The sequence below is a fragment of the Cytobacillus sp. genome (assembly GCF_964223445.1).
Lineage (GTDB): Bacteria > Bacillota > Bacilli > Bacillales > Cytobacillaceae > Cytobacillus.
Window position 1 is genome coordinate 1 of record NZ_CAXQGS010000020.1, and the last position, 22,399, is coordinate 22,399.

A 22,399-nucleotide genomic window follows, 5' to 3' on the forward strand; every position below is an offset into this window, starting at 1 on the left:
TCATCTATTTGCAAATTTGCCTGAGCTATTTGCAAGCCCCCCTCATCTATTTGCAGATTATAGAATTTTACTTGCCAAGCAGTTGATCCACACAAAAAAAAGCGCCACAGCCATGGCACTTTCTTTATAATACCCCGGAAAACAGCCGGGCGAAGGATTCCTTCGACCTTTCCGCCAGTCCGCGTTTATAATACTGGACCGGGCTAATCTTTTCACTTTCTTCCATATCTTCTTCAAAGTGGGCGGCAAGATCACGGATTGAGCTTGTACCGTATAGAAAGACGTTTACTTCAAAGTTCAAGTGGAAGCTGCGCATATCCATGTTCGCAGTTCCTATTGAGGCGAGGATTCCGTCAACGATAATGATCTTCTGATGCAAGAAGCCTCTTTTATAGGAATAAATCTCGACACCATATCGAAGCAGTTCCGCAAAATAAGACCGGCTTGCGTATTGTGTCAGGAAGCTGTCATTGATCTCAGGGACCAGGATGCGAACTTCCACTCCTTTAGCCGCAGCCACCCTCAATGCAGTGCGAATGGATTCATCGGGAACAAAATATGGTGTGGCAATCCAGATGGATCTGGTGGCGCAGGATATCATTGAATAATAAAGATCACTCATAATTCCCTGCTGTGTGTCGGGACCGCTGGCCACCACCTGCACCGCACCATCGAGCACATCATCATCAATTGGATACTTTACATCTCTGTATTCCTCCAGCACATCCTCCTTGCTGACATATTCCCAGTCCAAGAGAAATACTGTATGCAGTGTGTACACAGCCTCCCCCTTCAGGAGCATGTGAGTATCCCGCCAGAAGCCGATTTTTTCATTTTCGCCCAGGTATTCAACGCCCACATTCAGTCCGCCCACAAAGCCGACTTTCCCATCTATTACAACAATCTTGCGATGGTTTCGGAAGTTGAATTTCTGATTAAAAAAACCGTATTTCAGCGGAGAAAATGGCCTTACCTTAATGCCTGCATCCTCCATCGACTGCAAGTCCTCCAGTGTAATCCCCATGCTGCCTGCCGCATCAAAAATAAACAGCACTTCTACACCCTGCCTGGCTTTATCCATCAAGATATTGATGATTTCCTTGCCAAGCCTGTCAGACCGAAAAATATAATATTCCATATGGATAAACTCTTCTGCTTCACGCAGCTTATTCTTAATTTCATTAAATGTCTCCTCGCCATTTTTAAGGATCTTCGCCCTTGAATTGGTGCTTAGCGGGGTCAATGCCACATTATTGGCGAATTTTGCAAAGCAGTGCTGGCTGTCCTGCAGGAATGATATATCTGGCGTGTCTTCTCTTTTCATCAGCCTTTTCCATTCATCCCTGTCCCTGCTTCTTTTACTTTTAAACAAGTAGCCTTTCAAATAAAGCTGGCCGGAAAACAAATAAAACAGATAGCCCGCTACCGGAAAAAACACCAGCACATACATCCACAGTAAGGTCTGGTTAGGGCTGCGATTCTCAAGCATCAAGGAATAGGCGCTGATGAATATAACGGCTGAATAAAGCAGGACAGCACCGATTTTAATTGGCGAGCCGGCATCCGTGAAACATATCGTATACACTGATGCAATCAGGATAAAAACAAATAAGGATTCCACTCTTCTTTTTTTCATAGCCCACTTCTCCAAATCTAAAAAGGTTACAATATTTATGTTTCCTTATACCCTTTTTGATGCCCTATAGAAACCCGGCAACATTAGCTTTTCCCATTTTCAGGAGAAGAAAGCATGTTCCGGGAAAAAAGAAGAGCCTTGCTGATAACGCAAAACTCCATGGCTATTGTCCGCCTCCTGTATAATGATTATCACCCATCGTATAATTCGTGCTTTCCCCCGGTTTTTCACTTGAGCTGATTCCTTTTTGCATCGTATTGTTTATCTTTTTCCTTCTTCGGTCGATCCAATAAGCGAAAGCCAGAGTCGCGACAATTAAACCAAACAGCACTCCCATTCTGCATCCCCCTTTTTTATATGTATATTCAACTAGAGTAAATCATTGCTTAGTATTCGGGTCGGGAGTCTTTCTTCCTTTATAAAAGGAGAGCTATTCTTCATAGCTCTCTCTCTTAAAGTTACTTCCTCATATTCTCCTGATCCTTCAAACGGTTTTGCTGATCCGGCTTACGCTCCTGATCTTTTAATGACTGCGCTTGTTTCTGACCGTTGTTTTGCCCTTTTACAATATCTTTTAAGTCCTTGCTGTTTTCATGAGACATTCCAATCCCTCCTGTACCTTTTTTATCCTGTTCCCTTATAAAGGCAGAAAAAAACTAATTTCAGAAAAATGTTAAAGGAGTTTTTCCTGTTAACGAGAATCTAAGGGTTAGAAAAAAATAAAGGAGTGTCGAGGATGGAAATTAGGCTTCTGCGCACGGATGATGCTGAAATATACAAAGAGATAAGATTGGAAGGATTAAAAAAGAATCCGGAAGCATTTGGTTCAAGCTATGAGGAGGAAGCCGGGAGGCCCCCTGAAGTGTACGGAGAAAGATTTAAGGGTGATAACTCCTTTCACTTCGGAGCATTTGAAAGAGGAAAACTTATAGGTGTAGTCAGTTTAGTACGAGAAACCGGATTGAAAGTGAATCATCGATCCAATATTTATGCAATGTATGTTACAGAGTCCTCGCGTCAGAATGGTGTCGGCAGGAGACTGGTCGGCAAGGCTGTGGAAAAGGCCCGCTCCTGGGACGGGGTCGAACAAATCCACCTTGCTGTAATGTCTGAAAATATTCCAGCTAAAAAACTTTATGCTTCTTTCGGCTTTGAGGTTTACGGCAAGGTGAGGCATGCACTGAAGATTGATGGAAAGTACTATGATGAAGACATGATGGCATTATTTTTATAATAAAATAAGGCAGCTTCCTGTTTGAAGGGCTGCCTTATTATCATTGATATTTCTTTACAATTTCCTGCAGCTTCAGGGCTAGCCCCATTTTCCCATCCACTTTAAGGCTGCCTGTCATAAATGCCATTGTCGTATTGAGATCATCTTTTAATAACTTAGAAAAGTTTTTGTCTGACAGTTTCAGTGTCACTTCAGGCTCATGAGGAGCCCCCTCTTCCACTATGACTTTTCCCTCCTTTAATAAAATCTGAATGGGACCGCTTTCCTCAAGGTCCACTTGAAATACCCTATTTTTTTCATCCTTGATATGTACGGGATCAGCGTTCATTTTATCTGCCAGCTGGTATAATTCATCTTTGACTGCCATGGCATGTTCCTCCTTCTTTTATGAATACCTTCATAAATTATATTTCAACAGATAAACATAAATTCCTGCCGAAAAATGAACCCCTATTCATTTCACATCCAAAGAATAGCACCTTATTGATAAGGCGCTATTCTCACAAATCTTATTTGCTTTTCCCTTTTCCTTTCAAATCAACACCAATGGCAGCACCATTGCGGCTTGAATCTGCCACACCTTTGAAAGTTCCTTTATCACGGTCGATCAAAATACTTTGGACGTTTCCAATCGTGGTCGGACTCGGACCGAAGCTATGCCCCATCCCTTTTAGCCTATTAATAACTTCTGAAGGAATGCCCTCTTCATAGCGGTAGGAATTCAGGCTATTTGTATAGATTCGTGGTTCTTCTACTGCAGCTTTTAGCTCCATGTCATATTCTATGGCGTAAAGAATCGTCTGCAGGACGGATGTTATAATCGTTGGGCCGCCTGGTGAACCGACTGTCAGTACAGGCTCGTCATCTTCAAAGACAATCGTCGGTGTCATCGAGCTTAAAGGCCGCTTGTTAGGCTGGACTTCATTTGCCCCGCCTGGTACGGCATCAAAATCTGTCAGCTCATTATTCAGCATCAGCCCGTAGCCTGGAACCATGATTCCTGTTCCGAATACCTGTTCAATCGTTGTCGTATAAGAGACAACATTACCCCATCTGTCCGTTACAGAAAAATGGGTAGTCTCGCCGTATTGGCGGTCATTCGGCTGTTCAGTTCTTTCATAATCTGCTTCACTCTCTTCATATTTCCATGGATCGCCTGCTTCTGGATTTTTGTTGACTTTATCCAGACTGATGAGTTCCTGGCGCTCTTTAATGTAATCCGGGTGAAGGAGCCCATTGACCGGGACATTTACAAACTCTGGATCCCCTGCATAAACGGCGCGGTCTGCATAAGCAAGATGCATCGTCTCAGCAAGCAGATGATATTTTTCCCAGGATTTTAAATCATATTGAGAAAGATTAAAGTCATCCAAAACCTTCAGCATCTGCAGCAAAAACACTCCGCCAGAGCTTGGAGGCGGCATGCTAGCAATTTCATATCCCTGGTAATCTCCCCAAATAGGCTCGTCAATAGTTACTTCATATCCTGCAAGGTCCTCAGGTGTCATCGATCCGCCAAAATCCTGCACCACACCAGCAAGAGCGTCTGCAATTTCCCCATTATAAAAAGCGTCTGTTCCGCCAGCACGTATCATCTTCAGGGTTTTTGCAAGATCCTTCTGTACCAGACGGTCCCCTTCTCCAAGAGGTTCACCCTTAGGCAAAAACACTTTGCCGGCAGCCGTTCTGCCAAGCTTATCCTGATTATCGGCAATCGCATCGGCTAATACAGAATCAATCGGGAAGCCTTTATCTGCCAGCTTAATCGCAGGACCGATAAGCTGCTGCATAGGGCGTGTTCCCCATTTTTCAAGGGCCGTTTCCAATCCCTTCAATGTGCCGGGCACACCGACAGCCGTACCGCCAGTTGAACGCTCCGCAAATGGAATCGGCTTTCCGCTTTCATCCAGGAACATATCTGGTGAGGCACCGGCTGGGGCACGTTCACGGCTGTTAATGATGCTGGTTTCTTTCGTTTTGCCATCATAGACCATCATGAAACCCCCGCCGCCAATTCCGGACATCATTGGTTCCACAACATTGAGGGCAAGTTGAACAGCGACAGCCGCATCGATGGCATTACCGCCCTTTTTCAAAACATCTGCACCAATTTTTGACGCAAGCGGATGGGCTGAAGCCACCATTCCATCCTTGCCGACATCAACCTGGCTATAACCGCCATAACCATCATCAGGCTTTGGCTGTTTCGCCTGCCCGGTTAAAGGCATGGTTCCGGCAACTAGTAAAATACTTAAAAGCATTAGAATACTAGCTTTCAAAACTCTTCTCATAATCTTCCTCCTTTTGTTAAGTTCTACACGTCTAACTTAAGAGGAAGGAAAAGGATAATCAAGAAATAAGAGTTAATATTCTGAAAGTTAAATCTATTTTACTAGACACTGGTGTGTAAAAAGGTTCAATTATCCCTGCAGAATAGGAAGATATAAGGAGTCAGTTTTTTACAATTGACAGTTTCTTTAACTCGGCAGCCCCCAGCTCCACGGATGTTTCCACGTAGCCGATGATCTGCTGGAAAGTAAACACTTCAAGGGACTTTTCAGCGTCGTTTTTATCATATTCGAAGTCTTTTAAAATATAAGGGATGAAAGCACTGACTTGATCGGCAGAAACCTCATCTAAATCTGGCACCTTTACATTTTTCATCTCAAATTTAACTTGGCCGTATTGTTCAGACAGCTTTGCGTTACAAAGGCGAAAATCATTATGATAGCGGTTTAAGACTTCCTCATCTTTTTCCATTCTGTATTTCAGCCAGGGAAGATAGAAGCCTGTCAGCCAGACATGGTCTGCAATTAAGTGGGTGTAATAGCCGAGGATGTAAGGTGAAAGACTTTTGCTCCTGTATTTATCAAGGAAACTCTTATAATCTATACTTCGCGTGTAATCATCCGTATTCCCTTTGTAAAAATGGGAAAGATCTTTGGGAGAAACAGCGTCAGGCGCTATTCCTCCAAGTAAAAATGCTGCTTTGTCCTCTATTTTCATTCTGGAAGCAATTTCATTGTTGATAATGCTATGCATCACTCTGGATCCCATTCTTCTCCCCCTTATTTACCAGGGCAGACCTGTACCGTATTTCTTTGCCCTGGCTTCACTGTCCTTTCTCCGTCTTTTGCGAATTTCGGCACGTTCTTTTGCTGATTCATATAAGCTCTTTTCCTCATCTGTCTCAGGCACAACCGCTGGCACCGGAGTCGGCTTTCCATTCTCGTCAACCGCAACCATTGTCAAAAAGGACATAGCACACACATTTCGGTCGCCTGTCAGCAGGTCTTCTGCAATTACTTTTACGAAGATCTCCATTGATGTCCGGCCTGTGTAGGTAACAAAAGCCTCCAGGCAGACTGAATTGCCTTCATAAACCGGATGAAGAAAGTCAACAGAGTCTGTAGATGCGGTTACGACATTTCTCCTTCCATGCCTCATAGCCGCGATGGCTGCGACATCATCAATATAAGCCATTAGCTTGCCGCCGAATAGTGTTCCATATGTATTCGTGTCTGGCGGAAGCACAATGCTGGTTTTTACCGTAAAAGATTCTCTGCATGTTTTGGTCTCACTCATGTTGTTCCCTCCTGTTTTAGTAAAGCATATCAAAAGCTGATGGCTAATAAAAATAATTTGAATAGACTGTAAAAAAACATTGCCAAAAATATCCTCTTCGTCATATAATCTTATTGACCAGTGTTCAATAATGAAAGGTGATTCCATGAGTCCAAGAAAATCAGCCCATGACGAACTAACAAAAGAAGCAATCATCTCTGTTGCACGTGACCTGTTTGTAAAGGAAGGATATTCAGCAGCATCCATGAGAAAAATTGCTGACACCCTTCAGTGCAGCCATGGTGCCATCTATTATCATTTCAAAAATAAGGCTCAATTATTTTACGAAATGGTTGAAGCCGATTTCCAAAAGCTCGATCAAGTCCTCGACAGTGTGCTGGGAGAATCTGCAGATACCAATGAACAGAAGCTTTTCAGCATTTTTTACCGTTATATCCAATTTGGCCTTACCCATCAAAAACATTATGAGCTGATGTTTTTAATTCGTGATGATAATGTGAAAAGCTATCTAAATGAAGGACCAAATAAAAGCTACATGCATTTTGCGCAAGCGATTAATTCACTTGCACCAAGATCTCTTTCCATAAAGGATATTTGGTCTGTATTTCTAAGCTTGCACGGCTTTGTCACACATTATTGCAGATCGGAAACAACATTTGAAGAAGTGAAGGAACTCGCCTCTTCACATGCACAATTTTTAATAAAAGCAATTTTTTAAAGAAATGACATCGCATTTCTTTAATTTTTCCCTTTTATTGAACGGTGGTCAATTAAATAAAAAGGATGATGAAATAATGATGAAAACAGCTGCAGTTTTAGGAGCAACAGGCGGAATGGGATATGCTTTAACAGAGGCATTATGCCGCAGGAATATTAAAACTATCGCTTTTGCAAGATCTGAAGAAAACCTGCTTAACTTCCAAAAAGACTGGGGGTCAAATGCTGTTATCCATTCAGGCGATGCACTGAATGCAAATGATGTTGAAAAGGCAGTGTCCGAAGCAGATGCTGTTTTTCATGCCATCAATATCCCTTACCCGGACTGGGATCCCGCCCTCTCAATTATCTTAAATAATATCCTGCAGGCGTGCCGTAAACATCATAAGCCTTTTATATATGCTGATAATATATACTCCTATGGCCTTCAATCCAGCCCTGCTGCCGAAGTTTCCCCAAAAAATCCGCACACAAAAAAAGGGATGCTGCGCCAGGCACTAATTGAGACTATTAAAAAATCAGGGGTGCCATACATCATTGCCCACTTCCCTGACTTTTACGGCCCTCATACAGGAAACACTCTCTTACACTATACACTGAGCCAGATTACTGAAAAGAATAAGGGCATGTTTGTCGGCAAAACCAATATACCGAGGGAATTCATTTATATTAAAGATGGAGCGGAAGCTTTAGCCGAACTTGCATTGAATGAAAACTCATACGGTGAAGTCTGGAATATCCCTGGTGCAGGAACCATTACCGGGGAAGAAATAGCCAGCATTGTTTCTCAGCATCTTAGCAGAGGCGTTACCTTCAGACCTGTCCACAAATGGATGATTCGTGCCATCGGTGTTTTTGATCCCATGATGAGGGAATATACAGAATTGATGTATTTGAATGAGAAGCCTGTTATTTTGGACGGCAGTAAATATGAAGCGAGAATTGGCTCTCTCCCTAAAACACCATATGAGGCAGGGATTAAAGTGACACTGGATCATTTACTAAACGAAAGGAATGCCGCATTCTAACGGCATTCCTTTATTTAAAGAATGAATTCTTCTTTTTTCCCCTTAGGATATCACCCATCCAGCCTTTTTTAACAAGCATGATATAGAGGGCTGCGGTAGAAGCGATGATAACGATAATGGAGAACAAATACCCATACTTCCATTCCAGTTCGGGCATAATCTTGAAGTTCATGCCCCATAGCGCTCCCCAGGTTGCAATTGGAGTCATAAGGGTGGTAATGACCGTGAGCGTCTTCACAATTTCGTTTCCCCGGTGCATGGATACCATTTCTTCAAAATTAACCAAATCATCAATTTCCTGCTGATACTCCCGCACCAGCGTATATCCCCTTTCAATTCGCTTGCAGGTTCTTTTAAATTCAGTTCCTTCTATAACCCCTTCACCAAACGCTTCTTCGACTCCCATCCTGATTTCCTTAACAGGAATCATGATATTTTTCCATACAAGGATCTGGTGACGGAGCTCATAAATTTCTTCCAGGCGGTTAATATTGTTTTTCTCTTTTATTTTCCAAAGCAGTTCATTTAACCGTACTTCAAACTTATCAATCTTCTGGATGTTATCACTTAGAACCTCGCCTAAAATCACGAAAAATCCATCAATGGCATTATGGGTATAATCCATTTTTTTCAATAGCAGTGATTCATCGGACTGAATGACAGACGAATCAAAGTTGACGGTGATGAGAAAATCCCTTGTCAGAAAATAGTGGAACAAACTATTTTCATGCTGCTCTTTGATTGTTTGCTGATAAATGAGCGAGCCGCTGAGAAATTCCTTATCACGAACGAAAGTATCTATTTCCATTACATTGGTTTTGTTCTCGGAAGTGTTCCTGGCCCATTCCTGTAATGCCTCTTTATAGTCGCCGGCCACATTAAACTCTATTTCATCCAAATGATCATAACGATACCATTTCCAATGATCTTCATTATATTCTTTTTCCATCCCCATCTTCCTCCTGGAATCCTAATCCTTTTTAATAAATACATAATTCCCCTCTCACGGCCCCAGTAAAACCCTTTAGAAGGAGTAATTATTTCTAGTACTGGAAACAATGTTATTTAAACTATATGTTTGCATTTAATTATGCCGGGTAAATATACACCAAGAAATACAAATTCAATTATTTGAAGGAGGAGCATAATCATGAATTCTCGTCCGTTAAATCCATATCTGTTAGCCGGTGTTGGCATTACAAGTATTTTATTGTTGGCAAGCAAAAACAATCGAAATAAAGTTCAGTCTCTTGCTGTTAAAATGAAAGGCATGCTTCCAGACCGCTTTTTAAATGATACAGTTCCAGAAGAAAAACTTGGCCACCCGGACCCGCATAATATTGAAGATAACAAAATGGTAGATGAAGGTGCCATGTATTCAGTAAATTACTATAACGAAACCGTACAGCAATGACCTAAGGACTGGCTTCCTTAGGTTTTTTACATAATTCTAAATTTTCGGAGGAAATAAGATGGGTGTTCTTTTCATCCTGATTTATTTGGGAATCGTTTTGGCTGTTATCGAAATTCATACCCTTATCTTCACATATACTGGGCTTGATAAGCATATTGCGAGATTTCAGGTGATCAGCATGCTGACAGGAACCGGCTTTACAACCGGGGAATCGGAACTGATTATCGACCATCCGATCCGCAGAAGGTTCGGGGCCTTTTTAATTTTATTTGGTGCCTTCTCATTGGCAGTTATTATTTCTGCAATCAGCAGCATCCTTTCAGATGAATTTTTTACTGCTAAGATCTCGTTCGTTGCCGCCGCCCTAATCATGGTTATTTTTATTTTAAAGATGCCTAAAATGCGGGATTATCTTTCGGGGAAACTGGAGCATGAGCTCGAAGAACATTATGATTTTCGTGATCTCCCGATAAGAGAGGCGCTGCTTACAGATGATACTGATCAAGTATTGGATTATTTCATTGATGAAACATGTGAATTTAAGGAAAAGGAGTTAGGAGATATTATCGAAGAGGATGAGGATATCAATGTGCTGTATATCCAGCGGGGTGACATAAAGATTAGAAAAGAACGGCTAGTGACGGAGCTTCAGGAAGGCGATCATATAATCCTGTACGGAGATGAACATACAATTGAGAGCAAATTCGGGGAAAAAAATGAGGGAAAAAAATAGCATCTGCCCATGGAGGGGAGATGCTTTTTCATTTTCAGTAAAACTGCTTAGCTGGCGATAGATACAGAGTCAGCCCAATTTTCCTGCACACTGTTACATAATGCATCATGGCGAGGAGCACTGCTCCTGTATTCATGCCCATAATGATCCCATCCATCTGCAGGCTATGCATAGAACCAAGCAGGTACATGACTGTAAATGAAACAACCGTGGACCATACTGAATGATAAGCTGCATCTTTCATCAGGCCCAGGCCGATTAAGTAGGCCTGCATCGGGATAATGAAGAAGTGAAGCAAAAAGAATGGCCAAAGCATCTGCAAATACACTGCTGCATCTGTTGAATGAAAAAACACATCGGTCAGCGGCCGTGCGAAAAAGTAAAAAAGTCCAACTGAAGGAATTCCGTATAAAAAGGTGACAAAAAACACCTGCTGAAGAAGCCTCCTCAGTTCATCCAGGTTTTTATCCGCATATTCTTTAGACACAGTTGGAATCAGCATAATTAAAAATGAATGGGCAATGAAGGATGGAAAAAAGCCGATTGTCATGGCCACACCTGCAAGCATACCAAAATGCTCTGTCGCAATTTCTCCCGGCACCCCTGCTTTAAATAGCGCAGCTTTAATCAAAAATGGCTGTACTGCATGGGTCAAGGCATGAAAAACTCGTAAAGCGGTAGTCGGCACAGAAACAGATAGAAGGTTTTGCCGAACACTTTTACCGCTGATAAAACTCGATGGCTCTTTTTTAATGCGCTGATACTGAATAATAAACATATGCAGAAGATATAGGAAAACAACAATCTCACTTCCTACAAAAGTACAAAAAGCAATGAATACTGCGGTATTGGCATCAAATTGAAAGGCCTGGTAAAGAACCACAAGCAAAAGGAGCTGAACGGATTTGCGCAGAAAATTGGAGGCTGCAATTTTCCCCATTTGATGCTTCCCCATGAAAAAGCCTCTGGCAATCGAGGAAAAGGACACGATTGGGATAAAGCCGATCACAACCCATCTCAGCAGCGGGTGGTACTCATTAAAGACACTGACGAACGGAATAATAGCCGATGCAGCTGGCACCAAAACGGCTGTAAAGATAATAGTAAGCTTGATGACATGATGGAGCATGCTGAGGTGGTACCTTTTATCTTTTTCTGCAATGAATTTGGAAATAGAGATCGGAAGCTCAAAACTTGCCAGCAGCACAATCAAAAATATGGTCGGCAAAATCGACATGTACATGCCGAGGCCCCTCTCCCCCAGTTCCCGGGCGAGCACCATATTCACCACAAACTCTATACATTCGCTTGCAAAAGCCGCCAGTGCAAGCAATATGACTCCCTTGAAGAATTTACTCATTGCGCCTCTCCTTATATAATGCAGATTCTATATAAGATATGAGACATGCCCCGATAATATATTGCCCTTTTGGAACTTTTAAGAAAATTAATATAACGAAAAGGAGGGCTGGCTATATGCCGCCCTCCTTTCAGCTAAAATACAAAAACATGTGCAATCAGTACAATAACAGGTAGAGTAATAACCGTTCTTTCAATAAAAATAACTAATAAATCCACAAAGCTCAGCGGAATGTTCGAACGCAGGATCAGGATCCCGATTTCAGACATGTATACTAATTGTGTTAATGACAGGCCCGCCACGACAAATCTTGTCAGTTCGCTCTCAATCCCGCTCCCGATAACGGCTGGAAGGAACATATCAGCAAAGCCAACAAGCATGGTCTGTGCTGCTGCTCCTGCTTCCGGCAATTGCATAAACTCCAAAACCGGAATGAGCGGATATGAAATAAACTTAAATGCAGGTGTGTATTCCGCAATGATCAGTGCTGCTGCTCCCAGGCTCATCACAAGCGGAATCAGGCCCATCCAAATATCCAAAACGGTTTCAATGCCATTGGTTAACAGCTTTTTGGGACCTGGAGCATTCCTTGCTTTATCAATTGCCTGCTCCCATCCCCATTTCAATTTCGAAACCCCTTCCGGAATGGTTTCATCAATCTGCTGTCCTACTGGCTCATAATAAGTATCCGGCTTCCGGGATAATGGCGGAATTCTTGGCATAATCAATGCTGCCACTACACAGGCGGCAGAAACGGTTAAATAAAAAGGGATGAATAAATGGCCAAGGCCAACCACATTCGCAACTACAAGGCTGAAAGCAACAGATGCAATCGAAAAGGTTGTCGCAATGACCGCTGCTTCTCTTTTTGTGTAAAAACCTTCATCATATTGCTTCGTTGTTACCAATACACCTACTGTTCCGGCGCCCATCCAGGACGCAAGGCAATCGATGGAGGACCTTCCGGGAAGTGTGAAAAATGGCCTCATAAATTTCTGGACAAGCGCCCCAATGAACTCCATTAATCCAAATTCCACTAAAAGCGGCAGAAGGATGCCGGCAAACAGGAACCACGTAAGTAAAACGGGAGCCAGGTCGTAGAGAACCACTCCGCCTGTATTTCGCGACCAGATAAATTCAGGCCCGACCTCAAACAAAGTCATAATTCCTACTGCGAATCCAAGGATTCTCATGGTTAATCCAAACTTCCCGGTATCAAATAATCCTTTTAAAAACTTATTATCCAGTATAAATGCCGGTTTTGCTGCTTTTGTCAGGATGGAAAGAAAAACGGATATCCCTAAAATAAAAATGATAATGGCAGGCATCTGTTCACTGAACGCATTGCCTAAAAGAGATGCTAATATACCAACACCAATCGTGACATCTCCCTGAAATTTAACTGGAACCAGAAATAGGAGCGATCCAATTAAAGATGGGATGACAAATTTCCAATACTCTCCTGTGACAGCCTGCGGCTTAACCCTTGTCTCAGCTTTCATTCTCATACCTCCTTATGATTTGGAAACAACTGCTTCATGTTCTGTAAGTGCTTCTTCCAATACTTTCAGACCCTGGTCGATTTGCTCTCTTGTCACGATAAGCGGCGGAATCATCCGAATCACTTCCCCTGAATTTCCGCAGAGATAAAAGAGGACTCCCTTATCAAGTGAAGAGTTCAGAATATCCATTACAGCATTTCCATCCGGTTTTCCGGTTTGCGGGTCGATTATTTCAATGCCGATCATCAGCCCCAGACCTCGGACACTGCCAATTGCAGGATGTTCGGCTTGCAAATCGTGTAATTTCTTTAATGCATACTCTCCCATTTGCTTTGCGTTTTCCAAAAGATTTTCCGTTTTTAGGACTTCAAGGGACGCTAATGCTGCAGAGCAGGCAATCGGATTTCCGCCGAAGGTTGTTCCATGGGCACCCAGCGGCCATTTTTCCATCAATTCTTTTGAAGCTGCAGTTGCGCTTAGCGGCAATCCTGCCGCGATTCCTTTTGCAATTGCCATGATATCCGGCACAACATCAAAAGCCTGTGCGGCGAACCACTCTCCAGTACGCCCAAAGCCGGTTTGCACTTCATCAAATATCAGCAGGATTCCATGCCGGTCACAGATTTCCCTGATTTTCTGCATCCATCTCTTCGGAGGAATGATATAGCCTCCTTCCCCGAGAACCGGTTCAATGATCATGCAGGCAACCTCTTCCGGGTCCACCTGATGCTTGAAGAGTGTTTCGGCATCCTTTTCCAGTTTTCTTGGAAAGTACTCCTCAGGATCTTCACCAAAAGGGCAATCCCGCTCATCCGCATATGGAAGTTGATAAGTCAGCCAGGACGGCTGCTGAAACTTGCGGTATTTACTTTTGGATGTGGATACACTTAGCGCCCCCATCGACCTTCCATGGAAACAGCCTGTGAAGGAGACAACATAGGGCCTCCGCGTGACATACTTTGCCAGCTTAATAGCTCCTTCGATTGCTTCAGTCCCGCTATTCGCAAAGAAAAAGCAATCCAGATTTCCCGGCGTAATTTTTCCAAGCTCATCTGCGAGCCTCAAAATCGACTCATAGATGATAACGCCTGACGGGCCGTGCACCAAATGGTCTGCACTGTCTTTAATAGCCTGTACAACCTTTGGATGGCGATGTCCGACATTTTCCACTGCGATGCCTGATGTAAAATCCAAATACTCTTTTCCATCGACACCGTAGTAATAGCAGCCTTCCGCCTTAACCACCGGCAAATTAGGGTGATCCTTTGCCATGCTTGGCGCCAATAAGTTTGAAATGTTCCCGACAAGATGAATCCAATTTTCTCCGTTCATACTTTCCCCTCCTGAATCCTGCATAGATGAAAAATGCTATGTTTGCTCTGCTATTCTTTAATGCAATATTCATGCCAAAGTATGTATTAACAATCATATTTTTTTAATTTTCTTACTACTGAAGGCTGACTGATCCCCAGGGCACCCGCTATTTCAGTTGTGGTTCGGTAACGCTTCCTCGCATTGATTAATACTTTCTTCTCTACATCTTCCAAAATCGCAGGAAGAGATTGTCCCTCATAATCTATAAAACCATCTTTTTTTCCTTGCATATGGTATTCATAAGGCAGGTCCTCTTTTGTAATCATCAGGCTGGTGCTTGTCACGATAAGCCGCTCCATCAGATTTTCAAGTTCTCTTACGTTTCCCTTCCATTCCAGCTGCAGCAAGTGATCGACCAGGGATCTGTCCAGCTGTCTTTCCCGATTATGCCTCTTGGAGATTGAGTGGAGAAAATAATGAATGAGCGCAAATAAATCATCTTTCCTCTCCCTTAAAGGCGGAATCTTCAATGGCACCACGTTCAGCCGGAAGAATAAGTCCTGCCTGAAATCCTTGGATTCAACTGCTTTTTCGAGATCCTTGTTTGTTGCTGCCAAGAGACGAAAATCAGCCTGAACCGGCTTTGTCCCCCCCACTCTATAAAACTGCTTGTCTTGTATGAATTTCAGCAGCTTTGCCTGCAGATGGGCTGAGAGTTCACCAATTTCATCAAGAAATAGCGTGCCTCCTTTTGCCATTTCAGCAAATCCCATTTTGCCTTTATTCTTTGCCCCTGTAAAAGCACCGCCTTCATACCCGAAAAACTCAGCTTCAAAGATGGATTCCGGAATGGCACTGCAGTTCACTTCAATGAACGGACCGTCTTTTCGCGTGCTGTTTTGATGTATCCATTTAGCGAGAGCCGATTTTCCGACACCTGATTCACCCAGGAGCAGGACTGTGACATCTACATCCCGGATTCTTCTGATGGTTTCGTCAATATTTCTCATCGCCAGGCTGTCAGCTATCATGCCATCCATTTTGATGCTCTTGTTGCGAAGGAGATCCAGTTCGCTTTTCACCCTGGCCATTTCTTCTTCAACGCTGTTCAGATATTCTTTTATAACAAGAAGCTCCGAAACATCGTAGGAATAACTGACAATATGATCGATTTTTCCAGTTTCATTGAATACTGGAATACCGGTAACCAGGATCTTTTTGCCTGATCCGGCTTTTTGCACCAGAATGACTTTTTTCTTTTTCTTTAATACTTCTGGAGTGATCGCAGGCTTGAAAACCCCTTTTTTTTCCAGATCATATACAGATTCGCCAAGGAGAGATTCCGGTTCAACTCCATAATGGCTGCCGCTTCCTTTACTGACTTTTATAATTATTCCGTCTGCATTGGTTACCATAATGTCTTCTTCCATTGAGGATATAACTTCTTTATCATTATTCCAGTCCATGAAAAAGCTGTTCATTAGTCCCTCCGAAAAAATTATTCAATATTGAATAGCGTTTCTTCTTTTGAATGATCTTATTATTAATAGAAAATATCGTAAAATTATTCAGATTTAAATAATTATTCAACTTTGTATATTACTATACAGGAAATAGATGAAAACTGAAAGGTTTATTTAAAATAATTTTATATTAATTCAATATAATGAATAAAAAAAGGCTAACCCATTTGTTAGCCTTCACTCGCTTTTATAAAATAGCATCCAATTTCCCGTATAGCTCTTCCCTCTGCTTTTCAAGTTCTTCTTTTTCTTGATAAGCTATCTGCAGCTTCTCTAAATCCATTTCCTTTTCCAAAACCATTTCTAATTTTATAAGACTAATCTCAATTTGTTCAATTGCGTACTCTAATTCCTCTGGTGCCAGCCATTTATTATTTTTTTTCGGAAAAACAGCCTCTATCTTTGCCTTTTTAACTGCAGGCACTACAATCTCCTCTTTCCGCTTCTCCTCCATTTTCTTTCTGGCCCAATCATAATTCCCTTCATAATAATGAAGTTCTTTTTGATCAATCCAGTAAATTTTGCTGAATATTCGATTGATAAAATAACGGTCATGAGAGACAGCCAAAATCGTTCCATTGAATTCTTCCAGTGCCTCTTCGAGTACCTCTCTAGATTCGATATCAAGATGATTGGTCGGTTCATCAAGTATAAGAAAGTTAATATCCCTGTGCATGAGCTGGGCCAGGCGCAGCCTCATTCTTTCACCGCCGCTCAATTGCGATACTTTACGAAAAACAGTATGGCCATAAAAGAGGAAACCGGCAAGAATATGGCGTGCCTCTCCCTCTGTTATAGTCAGCCCTTCCCTAAAAGTATCAATTACCGATTGATCATCAGCTCTTGAGAAAACATGCTGTGACAGATAGCCAATTTTAAGGCTGCTTCCTTTCCTGATTTCCCCTGCATCTGGTTCCAGCTCTCCCAGGATCATTTTGGCCAAAGTCGATTTTCCTGTTCCATTATCCCCGACAATAGAGGTCCGATCGCGGAATTGGATGTGCATGCTGACGTTTTGGAATAAGTGCTTACTCCCAAAAGACTTGCTTACTTCTTTCATTAAAACCACATCTTTTCCGCTCCGCTCAGATGATTCAAGATCCATATTCATTTTTTTTCGGTTTAATACTGGCCGGTCCAGCTTCTCCATACGCTGGAGAGCTTTTTCCATGCTGCTTGCCCGTTTATGGAGACCCGCGTTAGGCGGGGTGCATTGATTGGCCCATTCTCTTAACCTCTTGATGGCTTCCTTCATCTTCTTGATTTTTTTCTGCTGTTCTTCATATTGCTGAAACTCTCTCAGCAGCCTTTCTTCTTTCTCTTTTACAAAGCCTGAATAGTTTGTCTGATAAGGGGTGATTTCTCCATCTTCCAAATCCAGAATCCTGCTGACCGTTTCATCTAAAAAATACCGATCATGTGAAATGAGCACTACTGTCCCTTCATAATTCTTTATAAAATCTGCCAGCCATTCTACTGCCTTAATATCCAGGTGGTTGGTCGGCTCATCCAGCAGAAGCAGATTCGGGGATTTCAGGAGCATGTGGGCGAGGCATACCTTTGTTTTTTCTCCACCGCTTAGACTGCTGAAATCCTTGTTCAGAAGACTGCTGATATTGAGGCCATTTGAGATGCGGTCTATCTGGCTATCCATTTCATAGCCATTGTTCAGTGCAAACTGATCCTGCAGCTCCCCATACTCTCCAATAAGTTTATTTAATTGATCCGGAACCGTTTCATTCGCCATCTCCTGTTCCATTTTCTTCATCGTTTTTTCCATTTCAAGCAAATAAGCAAAAGCTGTTTTTAAAACATCAATTGCCTTCATACTAGCTGGATAATCTGGAATTTGCGCCAGATAGCCAATCTCACAACCCTTTTTCCAATGAATCTTGCCTGTATCCGGGACTTCTGCTCCAGCCAGCAATTTAAACAGAGTCGTTTTTCCGCTTCCATTTCTTCCTGTCAAACCAACCCTGTCCTTCTCATGAATTTCAAAGCATATATTTTCAAACACGATATTTCCGCCGTAAGTTTTTCCGGCTTGCTGTGCGCTGCATGCGATCATAGATAATTCCTCCAAATTTATAAAAATATACATAAAAAAGCCATAGGAAACATTCTCCTATGGCCTAGATAAAATCTGATAAAATGAAGCTTTTACTGGACGATTTACTGCTCACAGTTAGCTATGCGGCTATGCGCCGGCCACTCAGCTGCTGCTGCCAAAATGCGTCAGCATTATACTGAGTTCATTTAATCAGACTTATATGAAAGCTTGACGCAACAAGATTCCTTACTCTGGATGCGAAGCTCACCGCAATTAAACGGGATAAAAAAAGAGAGCTTGAAGAAGCCCCCTTCACCGTTCTTGAAATGCGCGTTAAAGAGATGTTTTCACTGTTTTGTTTTCATATGAAATTTGCTAAAAAAGGACAGACTTGTCCCGTTAACAGCAAAACCATGAAAAATTGCACGGTAAATTGTCAGGAATTCAATCCATTCACCACGTGCCAAAACAGTTCCAATCATCTCTTCTCCACCTCCATTTCAAATAAGTTAGTTTTATTTTAATATTTCTTCAATTCAAAAGCAATGGGTATTATCCTGCATTTTCCAAAAATAATGTGCATTTTATAGGAACTGTTTAGAAAAAATTATACTTACTGAAAAAGGATGCCTTTGGTTCAGGCTTCCTTTTCATTATTATTTCCACGTCTGAATCTGGTCTGTTTCAAGAATACCAAGAGTTACATCACTAATATCAGGGTCATCAAGCAGCTGATTTCTTACACCAATTTTTATATCATCCGCATCGGCAAGCGTGAGGCCTTCGACCAGCTCAATATACCCCTCCACATGATATCTTCTTCCCTCCTGGATCAGCCGCAGCTGCTTAATATCCACGACTTGAGGATCACCGAGAATAATTTGGGCGATACGGTCTTCAATATCTTTTGGTGCCGCTACTCCAATCAGGCCTAACGTATTTTCAAATCCAATTTTCACAGCGATGCCCACCAGAAGCAGTCCAATTAAAATTGTGCCGACCCCATCCAGGAAGTAAAGTCCTGTAAAATGAGCAATTAAAATCGAAACAAGGGCAAGTAAGGCACCAAATGTCGCAATAATATCTTCATAAAAAACCAGGCGTGTTGGGGGGGATGCAAGCCTGACATTTTTAAAGGCAACAGGCACTATGCCAAATCCTTTGGCTGGAGTCCTGGTTTCATGGCCGATTTCTTTCATCGCTTTTAATAAAATAAATCCATCGACTGCTACTGCAAGAAGCATAACTCCCACATTGAGCCAAAGGTCGGTTGATTCCTTTGGATGCTGAATCAATTCCCAGCCTTTATGTATCGTTTCATAGGCCATGATAGAAATGACAATAACAGCAATTAATACGAACAAGTTGATCACCCGGCCAAATCCTGTAGGGAACCTTTTGGTTGGCGCCTTTTCTGCAAGCGCACTGCCAAAAAACACAAACCCCTGGTTCAGTGCATCTGCAAGAGAATGAAGGGTTGTGGCAAGCATGGCCCCGCTCCCACTTGCAAAAGCTGCCAGACCTTTGGCAATTGCCAGTGCCGTATTTCCGATTGCCGCCATCCCCGATGATTTATTTCCTTTTTTCAATAAAGCAATCACAGACATCTCATCACCGCCAAATTTTTTTGTTTGGTTTTATTGTTACCCTCATGAGCCGATTCTGAATCATTTTTTTCTGGTTCATCATTCATCATTCAGGCAAAAATAAAAAGAGCTAATCCCACAATTAGCTCTCCAGAACATTATTTAACCAGCGAGTGCTTGAAGGCATAGATGACTGCCTGGGTCCTGTCCTGCACCTGCAGCTTGCTTAATATATTGCTCACATGTGTTTTGACTGTTTTTAAGGCAATGAAAAGTTCGTCGGCGATTTCCTGGTTCGTTTTGCCTTCTGTCATCAAAAGAAGGATTTCCATCTCGCGGCTCGTCAGTTCTTCATGGGGCAGCTGCTGGTTTTTCTGCCTCATTTTCACCATCATTTTACCGGTCACTTCCGGCTCCAGCACTGATTGTCCATGATAGGTTGAGCGGACTGCCTCAGCAATTTCACTTGCTTTAGAGGTTTTCAGCATATAGCTTGTCGCTCCTGCCTCCAATGCCGGATAAACTTTTTCATCATCAAGGAAGCTTGTCACAATGATGATCTTAGCTTCCGGCCATTTCTCAATGATTCTTCTGGTCGCCTCTATGCCGTCCATTTCTTTCATAACGAGATCCATCAAAATGATATCCGGCCTCAATTCGAGTGCCAGATCAATAGCTGTACTCCCGTTATCGGCTTCTCCTATAACCTCAATATCCGGCTGTGCCGTCAAATAGGAAGAAACTCCAATCCGAACCATTTCATGGTCATCCACAAATAAAACTTTAATCATTGGCCTCACCCTCAGTATTTAGTCTTGCCTCGCAGCAGACATTATTTACATAATCGGAACCTTTACTTCAAGACGGGTTCCTTTGTTTCTTACACTGATGATTTTCATGCTTCCGCCAACTTCAGCAGCCCGCTCATGCATGTTCTGCAGGCCGTAGGAGCCGGCCCTCGTTTCCTCTACGTCAAAACCTACTCCATCATCAGCCACCCGGAGTATGGCATAATCATCTCTTTGAATCAGGAGGACTTCAAGATTTTGCGATTTTGAATGGCGGAGTGTATTAGACACAGCTTCCTGAAGAATGCGGAATAGATGGTCTTCCACCCCTTTATCAAGCGGAAAATTCTCTACCTTCCATTCAATCTCCATAGATACTTTTTGAAGCAATTCGACCAGAAGCTCTTCAATTCCTTCCTGGAGGCTTTTCCCCTTAAGGGCCGCTGGACGAAGGTGCAGCAGCAAGGCACGCATTTCCAGCTGTGACTGATGGATCATTTCTTCCACCATTTTCAGCTGTTTTGCCTGCCTGTCTTCCGGATCCTGCTGGGTTTCAGTAATCGCGGACATCATCATGGATGCTGCAAACAGCTGCTGGCTGACAGAGTCGTGAAGCTCGCGTGCAAGCCTGTTCCGTTCCTGGGAAACGATTTCCTGCATCCTGTTCTCGATATCTTCCGCTTTTTCATTTGCCAGTTTTTGAGAAATCTTCGCCTGATCTGCCATATGCTTTTGAATTTTCTCGGCCCTGACTGCTATGGATTGCAATTCTTTACCCGTTTCCTGCACATCCAATTGGCGGCCTTCCTCCACCTGGTGAAGCATAGTGTCCACTGCAAAAAGCTGCCGGCGCCAGTAAATGCCTGACAATAATCCAAAGATCAGGCCAAGAGCCAGGCTTACGCTCGGCACAAATAAGATAAACGGAATATCGAGTATTTCCGTTTCCCACAGATCCCGCCAGCCTGGAATGGGAAACATCGTAAAAAAAGAAGCTGTCAGGACAGCAAGAATAAAGAGGGACATGCCCGCTCCCCAGGCAATCTGCCGCTGAATGATACTCATACGCGCTTCACCTCGATATCCCCGACTGCAAGTGAAGTGAAAATCTTAACGCGCTGTCCTGATTGATCATAGCCGGGAGTTTGAAGCTGAAGGAGCTGGTTAAACATCTTTGATTCTTCGTGCTCGAAGATTCTGGCCTTACCCACAATGGCTGAATGGCTGACACTAACCTCCACGTCGTAGGGCACAAGCACCTGCACATTTCCGATGAAGTTGCGGATGAAAATAACGGTTTCTCCCTTGGGAATAACCGTATAGCTTAAGTCTATGACCGTATCGCCTATGCCGGTCTGTATATTTATATCATTCCATTCGTATACTTGCTCAGGTGTTTTTTGCTGGCCGACAAATATATTGGAAAAAAGAGGATTCTTTTTAATGACTGTTTCTTTCTGGAGATTCACTGCCGGTTCCTTGAACTCCGGCTGAATCCGTTTAGGATCTTTTTTCGACTGCCCAAATTGAATCAGCAGGTGAATCAGAATTGCCAGCAGGAAGAATTTCAGAGTCATCATGCTGAAAATATTGATGAGCAGAAAAATTAGCCCAAGCCAGAAAAGCCATTTTCCGGAGCTCTTAGGCATCCTCTTTCTTCCGATATATACCATTCCAATCGGCACTAGAAGAGAGAATAACACGCCGCTATTAAAAAAGGCTATTTCCACAAAGAGAAAGACAATGCCCAATATGATAATCCAGCTCATATAATCGCTTTTGTTGTTCATGTTCATGAGGCATCCCCCCTTCTGTGTTTTGGAATGATAAGAAAAGCGCAAGCGCTGTTGTCAATAGACTATAAAAGGCGCAGTATCCCTACGCCTTTTTAGAATACCATTTTTTGTTCATAAAATAGAAAGAGTTTTT

At 42.6% G+C, this 22,399-nt stretch carries 23 protein-coding genes; 5 read left to right on the plus strand and 18 right to left on the minus strand.

Going from position 1 to position 22,399, the window contains the following annotated elements:
- Positions 1 to 124: 124 nt before the first annotated feature.
- The 3 genes from cls to ACEQ1T_RS02285 all read right to left on the minus strand — a co-directional run bounded on the left by cls (position 125) and on the right by ACEQ1T_RS02285 (position 2,238).
- Positions 125 to 1,636, minus strand: a complete 1,512-nt coding sequence (gene cls / locus ACEQ1T_RS02275; protein WP_370221590.1) for a cardiolipin synthase — start codon at positions 1,634 to 1,636, stop codon at positions 125 to 127.
- Positions 1,637 to 1,799: 163 nt separating this feature from the next.
- Positions 1,800 to 1,973: a hypothetical protein gene (locus tag ACEQ1T_RS02280; RefSeq protein ID WP_370221591.1), complete on the minus strand. Its 174-nt coding sequence runs from the start codon at positions 1,971 to 1,973 to the stop codon at positions 1,800 to 1,802.
- Between the two features lie 121 nt (positions 1,974 to 2,094).
- Positions 2,095 to 2,238 (minus strand): hypothetical protein, encoded by a 144-nt coding sequence (locus tag ACEQ1T_RS02285; RefSeq protein WP_370221592.1) that lies wholly within the window; start codon positions 2,236 to 2,238, stop codon positions 2,095 to 2,097.
- 134 nt (positions 2,239 to 2,372) lie between these two features.
- On the opposite strand from ACEQ1T_RS02285, the gene ACEQ1T_RS02290 reads away from it, so the two are divergent.
- Positions 2,373 to 2,870 carry an N-acetyltransferase family protein gene (locus ACEQ1T_RS02290; protein ID WP_370221594.1) on the plus strand — a complete coding sequence of 166 codons (498 nt, stop codon included), beginning with the start codon at positions 2,373 to 2,375 and terminating at the stop codon, positions 2,868 to 2,870.
- A 40-nt stretch (positions 2,871 to 2,910) separates the two neighbouring features.
- Here ACEQ1T_RS02290 and ACEQ1T_RS02295 read toward each other — a convergent pair whose 3' ends face one another.
- The 4 genes from ACEQ1T_RS02295 to ACEQ1T_RS02310 all read right to left on the minus strand — a co-directional run bounded on the left by ACEQ1T_RS02295 (position 2,911) and on the right by ACEQ1T_RS02310 (position 6,455).
- Entirely contained in the window at positions 2,911 to 3,237 is a 327-nt protein-coding gene (locus tag ACEQ1T_RS02295; protein ID WP_206842013.1) for an SCP2 sterol-binding domain-containing protein, read from the minus strand.
- 142 nt (positions 3,238 to 3,379) lie between these two features.
- Positions 3,380 to 5,161 carry a gamma-glutamyltransferase gene (gene ggt / locus ACEQ1T_RS02300; protein WP_370221595.1) on the minus strand — a complete coding sequence of 594 codons (1,782 nt, stop codon included), beginning with the start codon at positions 5,159 to 5,161 and terminating at the stop codon, positions 3,380 to 3,382.
- A 160-nt stretch (positions 5,162 to 5,321) separates the two neighbouring features.
- Entirely contained in the window at positions 5,322 to 5,927 is a 606-nt protein-coding gene (locus ACEQ1T_RS02305) for a zinc dependent phospholipase C family protein (RefSeq protein ID WP_370221597.1), read from the minus strand.
- A gap of 15 nt (positions 5,928 to 5,942) precedes the next feature.
- A complete protein-coding gene (locus ACEQ1T_RS02310) occupies positions 5,943 to 6,455 on the minus strand; it encodes an acyl-CoA thioesterase (protein WP_206842002.1) in 513 nt (170 codons plus the stop codon).
- Between the two features lie 145 nt (positions 6,456 to 6,600).
- On the opposite strand from ACEQ1T_RS02310, the gene ACEQ1T_RS02315 reads away from it, so the two are divergent.
- Positions 6,601 to 7,173, plus strand: coding sequence for a TetR/AcrR family transcriptional regulator (locus tag ACEQ1T_RS02315; RefSeq protein ID WP_206841998.1), 573 nt, complete (start codon positions 6,601 to 6,603; stop codon positions 7,171 to 7,173).
- Between the two features lie 76 nt (positions 7,174 to 7,249).
- Entirely contained in the window at positions 7,250 to 8,200 is a 951-nt protein-coding gene (locus ACEQ1T_RS02320) for an SDR family NAD(P)-dependent oxidoreductase (RefSeq protein WP_370221598.1), read from the plus strand.
- Positions 8,201 to 8,210: 10 nt separating this feature from the next.
- Here the strand turns inward: ACEQ1T_RS02320 and ACEQ1T_RS02325 are convergent, their stop codons facing one another.
- Positions 8,211 to 9,149 carry a magnesium transporter CorA family protein gene (locus ACEQ1T_RS02325; protein WP_370221599.1) on the minus strand — a complete coding sequence of 313 codons (939 nt, stop codon included), beginning with the start codon at positions 9,147 to 9,149 and terminating at the stop codon, positions 8,211 to 8,213.
- A 201-nt stretch (positions 9,150 to 9,350) separates the two neighbouring features.
- On the opposite strand from ACEQ1T_RS02325, the gene ACEQ1T_RS02330 reads away from it, so the two are divergent.
- Together ACEQ1T_RS02330 and ACEQ1T_RS02335 are read left to right on the plus strand one after the other, a co-directional pair.
- Positions 9,351 to 9,614 carry a hypothetical protein gene (locus ACEQ1T_RS02330; RefSeq protein ID WP_243507471.1) on the plus strand — a complete coding sequence of 88 codons (264 nt, stop codon included), beginning with the start codon at positions 9,351 to 9,353 and terminating at the stop codon, positions 9,612 to 9,614.
- 58 nt (positions 9,615 to 9,672) lie between these two features.
- Positions 9,673 to 10,347, plus strand: a complete 675-nt coding sequence (locus tag ACEQ1T_RS02335; protein ID WP_370221600.1) for a hypothetical protein — start codon at positions 9,673 to 9,675, stop codon at positions 10,345 to 10,347.
- Between the two features lie 34 nt (positions 10,348 to 10,381).
- Here the strand turns inward: ACEQ1T_RS02335 and ACEQ1T_RS02340 are convergent, their stop codons facing one another.
- The 10 genes from ACEQ1T_RS02340 to liaF all read right to left on the minus strand — a co-directional run bounded on the left by ACEQ1T_RS02340 (position 10,382) and on the right by liaF (position 22,266).
- Positions 10,382 to 11,707, minus strand: a complete 1,326-nt coding sequence (locus ACEQ1T_RS02340; RefSeq protein WP_206841985.1) for a polysaccharide biosynthesis protein — start codon at positions 11,705 to 11,707, stop codon at positions 10,382 to 10,384.
- Between the two features lie 134 nt (positions 11,708 to 11,841).
- The gene (locus tag ACEQ1T_RS02345) at positions 11,842 to 13,209 is read right to left on the minus strand and encodes a YjiH family protein (RefSeq protein ID WP_206841980.1); all 1,368 of its coding nucleotides are present in this window, start codon (positions 13,207 to 13,209) and stop codon (positions 11,842 to 11,844) included.
- 12 nt (positions 13,210 to 13,221) lie between these two features.
- Entirely contained in the window at positions 13,222 to 14,541 is a 1,320-nt protein-coding gene (locus ACEQ1T_RS02350; RefSeq protein ID WP_206841965.1) for an aspartate aminotransferase family protein, read from the minus strand.
- 86 nt (positions 14,542 to 14,627) lie between these two features.
- A complete protein-coding gene (locus ACEQ1T_RS02355) occupies positions 14,628 to 16,004 on the minus strand; it encodes a sigma-54 interaction domain-containing protein (RefSeq protein ID WP_370221602.1) in 1,377 nt (458 codons plus the stop codon).
- Between the two features lie 229 nt (positions 16,005 to 16,233).
- Positions 16,234 to 18,114, minus strand: a complete 1,881-nt coding sequence (gene abc-f, locus ACEQ1T_RS02360) for a ribosomal protection-like ABC-F family protein (RefSeq protein ID WP_370221603.1) — start codon at positions 18,112 to 18,114, stop codon at positions 16,234 to 16,236.
- A 329-nt stretch (positions 18,115 to 18,443) separates the two neighbouring features.
- Positions 18,444 to 18,578 (minus strand): RAxF-45 family protein, encoded by a 135-nt coding sequence (locus ACEQ1T_RS02365; protein ID WP_264740266.1) that lies wholly within the window; start codon positions 18,576 to 18,578, stop codon positions 18,444 to 18,446.
- Positions 18,579 to 18,752: 174 nt separating this feature from the next.
- Complete coding sequence (locus ACEQ1T_RS02370; RefSeq protein WP_206841945.1) at positions 18,753 to 19,703, minus strand: cation diffusion facilitator family transporter; 951 nt, start codon at positions 19,701 to 19,703, stop codon at positions 18,753 to 18,755.
- A gap of 137 nt (positions 19,704 to 19,840) precedes the next feature.
- Entirely contained in the window at positions 19,841 to 20,473 is a 633-nt protein-coding gene (locus tag ACEQ1T_RS02375) for a response regulator transcription factor (protein ID WP_206841942.1), read from the minus strand.
- Between the two features lie 45 nt (positions 20,474 to 20,518).
- Positions 20,519 to 21,535, minus strand: coding sequence for a sensor histidine kinase (locus ACEQ1T_RS02380; RefSeq protein WP_206841940.1), 1,017 nt, complete (start codon positions 21,533 to 21,535; stop codon positions 20,519 to 20,521).
- Entirely contained in the window at positions 21,532 to 22,266 is a 735-nt protein-coding gene (gene liaF / locus ACEQ1T_RS02385) for a cell wall-active antibiotics response protein LiaF (RefSeq protein WP_206841937.1), read from the minus strand. The genes ACEQ1T_RS02380 and liaF overlap by 4 nt, the downstream gene beginning before the upstream one ends.
- Positions 22,267 to 22,399 lie beyond the last annotated feature (133 nt).

Excerpts from the sequence above, each read along its gene's own strand:
- cls (WP_370221590.1), bottom strand. The coding sequence starts at position 1,636 with ATGAAAAAAAGAAGAGTGGAATCCTTATTTGTTTTTATCCTGATTGCA.
- ACEQ1T_RS02280 (WP_370221591.1), bottom strand. The coding sequence starts at position 1,973 with ATGGGAGTGCTGTTTGGTTTAATTGTCGCGACTCTGGCTTTCGCTTAT.
- ACEQ1T_RS02285 (WP_370221592.1), bottom strand. The coding sequence starts at position 2,238 with ATGTCTCATGAAAACAGCAAGGACTTAAAAGATATTGTAAAAGGGCAA.
- ACEQ1T_RS02290 (WP_370221594.1), top strand. The coding sequence starts at position 2,373 with ATGGAAATTAGGCTTCTGCGCACGGATGATGCTGAAATATACAAAGAG.
- ACEQ1T_RS02295 (WP_206842013.1), bottom strand. The coding sequence starts at position 3,237 with ATGGCAGTCAAAGATGAATTATACCAGCTGGCAGATAAAATGAACGCT.
- ggt (WP_370221595.1), bottom strand. The coding sequence starts at position 5,161 with ATGAGAAGAGTTTTGAAAGCTAGTATTCTAATGCTTTTAAGTATTTTA.
- ACEQ1T_RS02305 (WP_370221597.1), bottom strand. The coding sequence starts at position 5,927 with ATGGGATCCAGAGTGATGCATAGCATTATCAACAATGAAATTGCTTCC.
- ACEQ1T_RS02310 (WP_206842002.1), bottom strand. The coding sequence starts at position 6,455 with ATGAGTGAGACCAAAACATGCAGAGAATCTTTTACGGTAAAAACCAGC.
- ACEQ1T_RS02315 (WP_206841998.1), top strand. The coding sequence starts at position 6,601 with ATGAGTCCAAGAAAATCAGCCCATGACGAACTAACAAAAGAAGCAATC.
- ACEQ1T_RS02320 (WP_370221598.1), top strand. The coding sequence starts at position 7,250 with ATGATGAAAACAGCTGCAGTTTTAGGAGCAACAGGCGGAATGGGATAT.
- ACEQ1T_RS02325 (WP_370221599.1), bottom strand. The coding sequence starts at position 9,149 with ATGGAAAAAGAATATAATGAAGATCATTGGAAATGGTATCGTTATGAT.
- ACEQ1T_RS02330 (WP_243507471.1), top strand. The coding sequence starts at position 9,351 with ATGAATTCTCGTCCGTTAAATCCATATCTGTTAGCCGGTGTTGGCATT.
- ACEQ1T_RS02335 (WP_370221600.1), top strand. The coding sequence starts at position 9,673 with ATGGGTGTTCTTTTCATCCTGATTTATTTGGGAATCGTTTTGGCTGTT.
- ACEQ1T_RS02340 (WP_206841985.1), bottom strand. The coding sequence starts at position 11,707 with ATGAGTAAATTCTTCAAGGGAGTCATATTGCTTGCACTGGCGGCTTTT.
- ACEQ1T_RS02345 (WP_206841980.1), bottom strand. The coding sequence starts at position 13,209 with ATGAAAGCTGAGACAAGGGTTAAGCCGCAGGCTGTCACAGGAGAGTAT.
- ACEQ1T_RS02350 (WP_206841965.1), bottom strand. The coding sequence starts at position 14,541 with ATGAACGGAGAAAATTGGATTCATCTTGTCGGGAACATTTCAAACTTA.
- ACEQ1T_RS02355 (WP_370221602.1), bottom strand. The coding sequence starts at position 16,004 with ATGAACAGCTTTTTCATGGACTGGAATAATGATAAAGAAGTTATATCC.
- abc-f (WP_370221603.1), bottom strand. The coding sequence starts at position 18,114 with ATGATCGCATGCAGCGCACAGCAAGCCGGAAAAACTTACGGCGGAAAT.
- ACEQ1T_RS02365 (WP_264740266.1), bottom strand. The coding sequence starts at position 18,578 with ATGATTGGAACTGTTTTGGCACGTGGTGAATGGATTGAATTCCTGACA.
- ACEQ1T_RS02370 (WP_206841945.1), bottom strand. The coding sequence starts at position 19,703 with ATGTCTGTGATTGCTTTATTGAAAAAAGGAAATAAATCATCGGGGATG.
- ACEQ1T_RS02375 (WP_206841942.1), bottom strand. The coding sequence starts at position 20,473 with ATGATTAAAGTTTTATTTGTGGATGACCATGAAATGGTTCGGATTGGA.
- ACEQ1T_RS02380 (WP_206841940.1), bottom strand. The coding sequence starts at position 21,535 with ATGAGTATCATTCAGCGGCAGATTGCCTGGGGAGCGGGCATGTCCCTC.
- liaF (WP_206841937.1), bottom strand. The coding sequence starts at position 22,266 with ATGAACATGAACAACAAAAGCGATTATATGAGCTGGATTATCATATTG.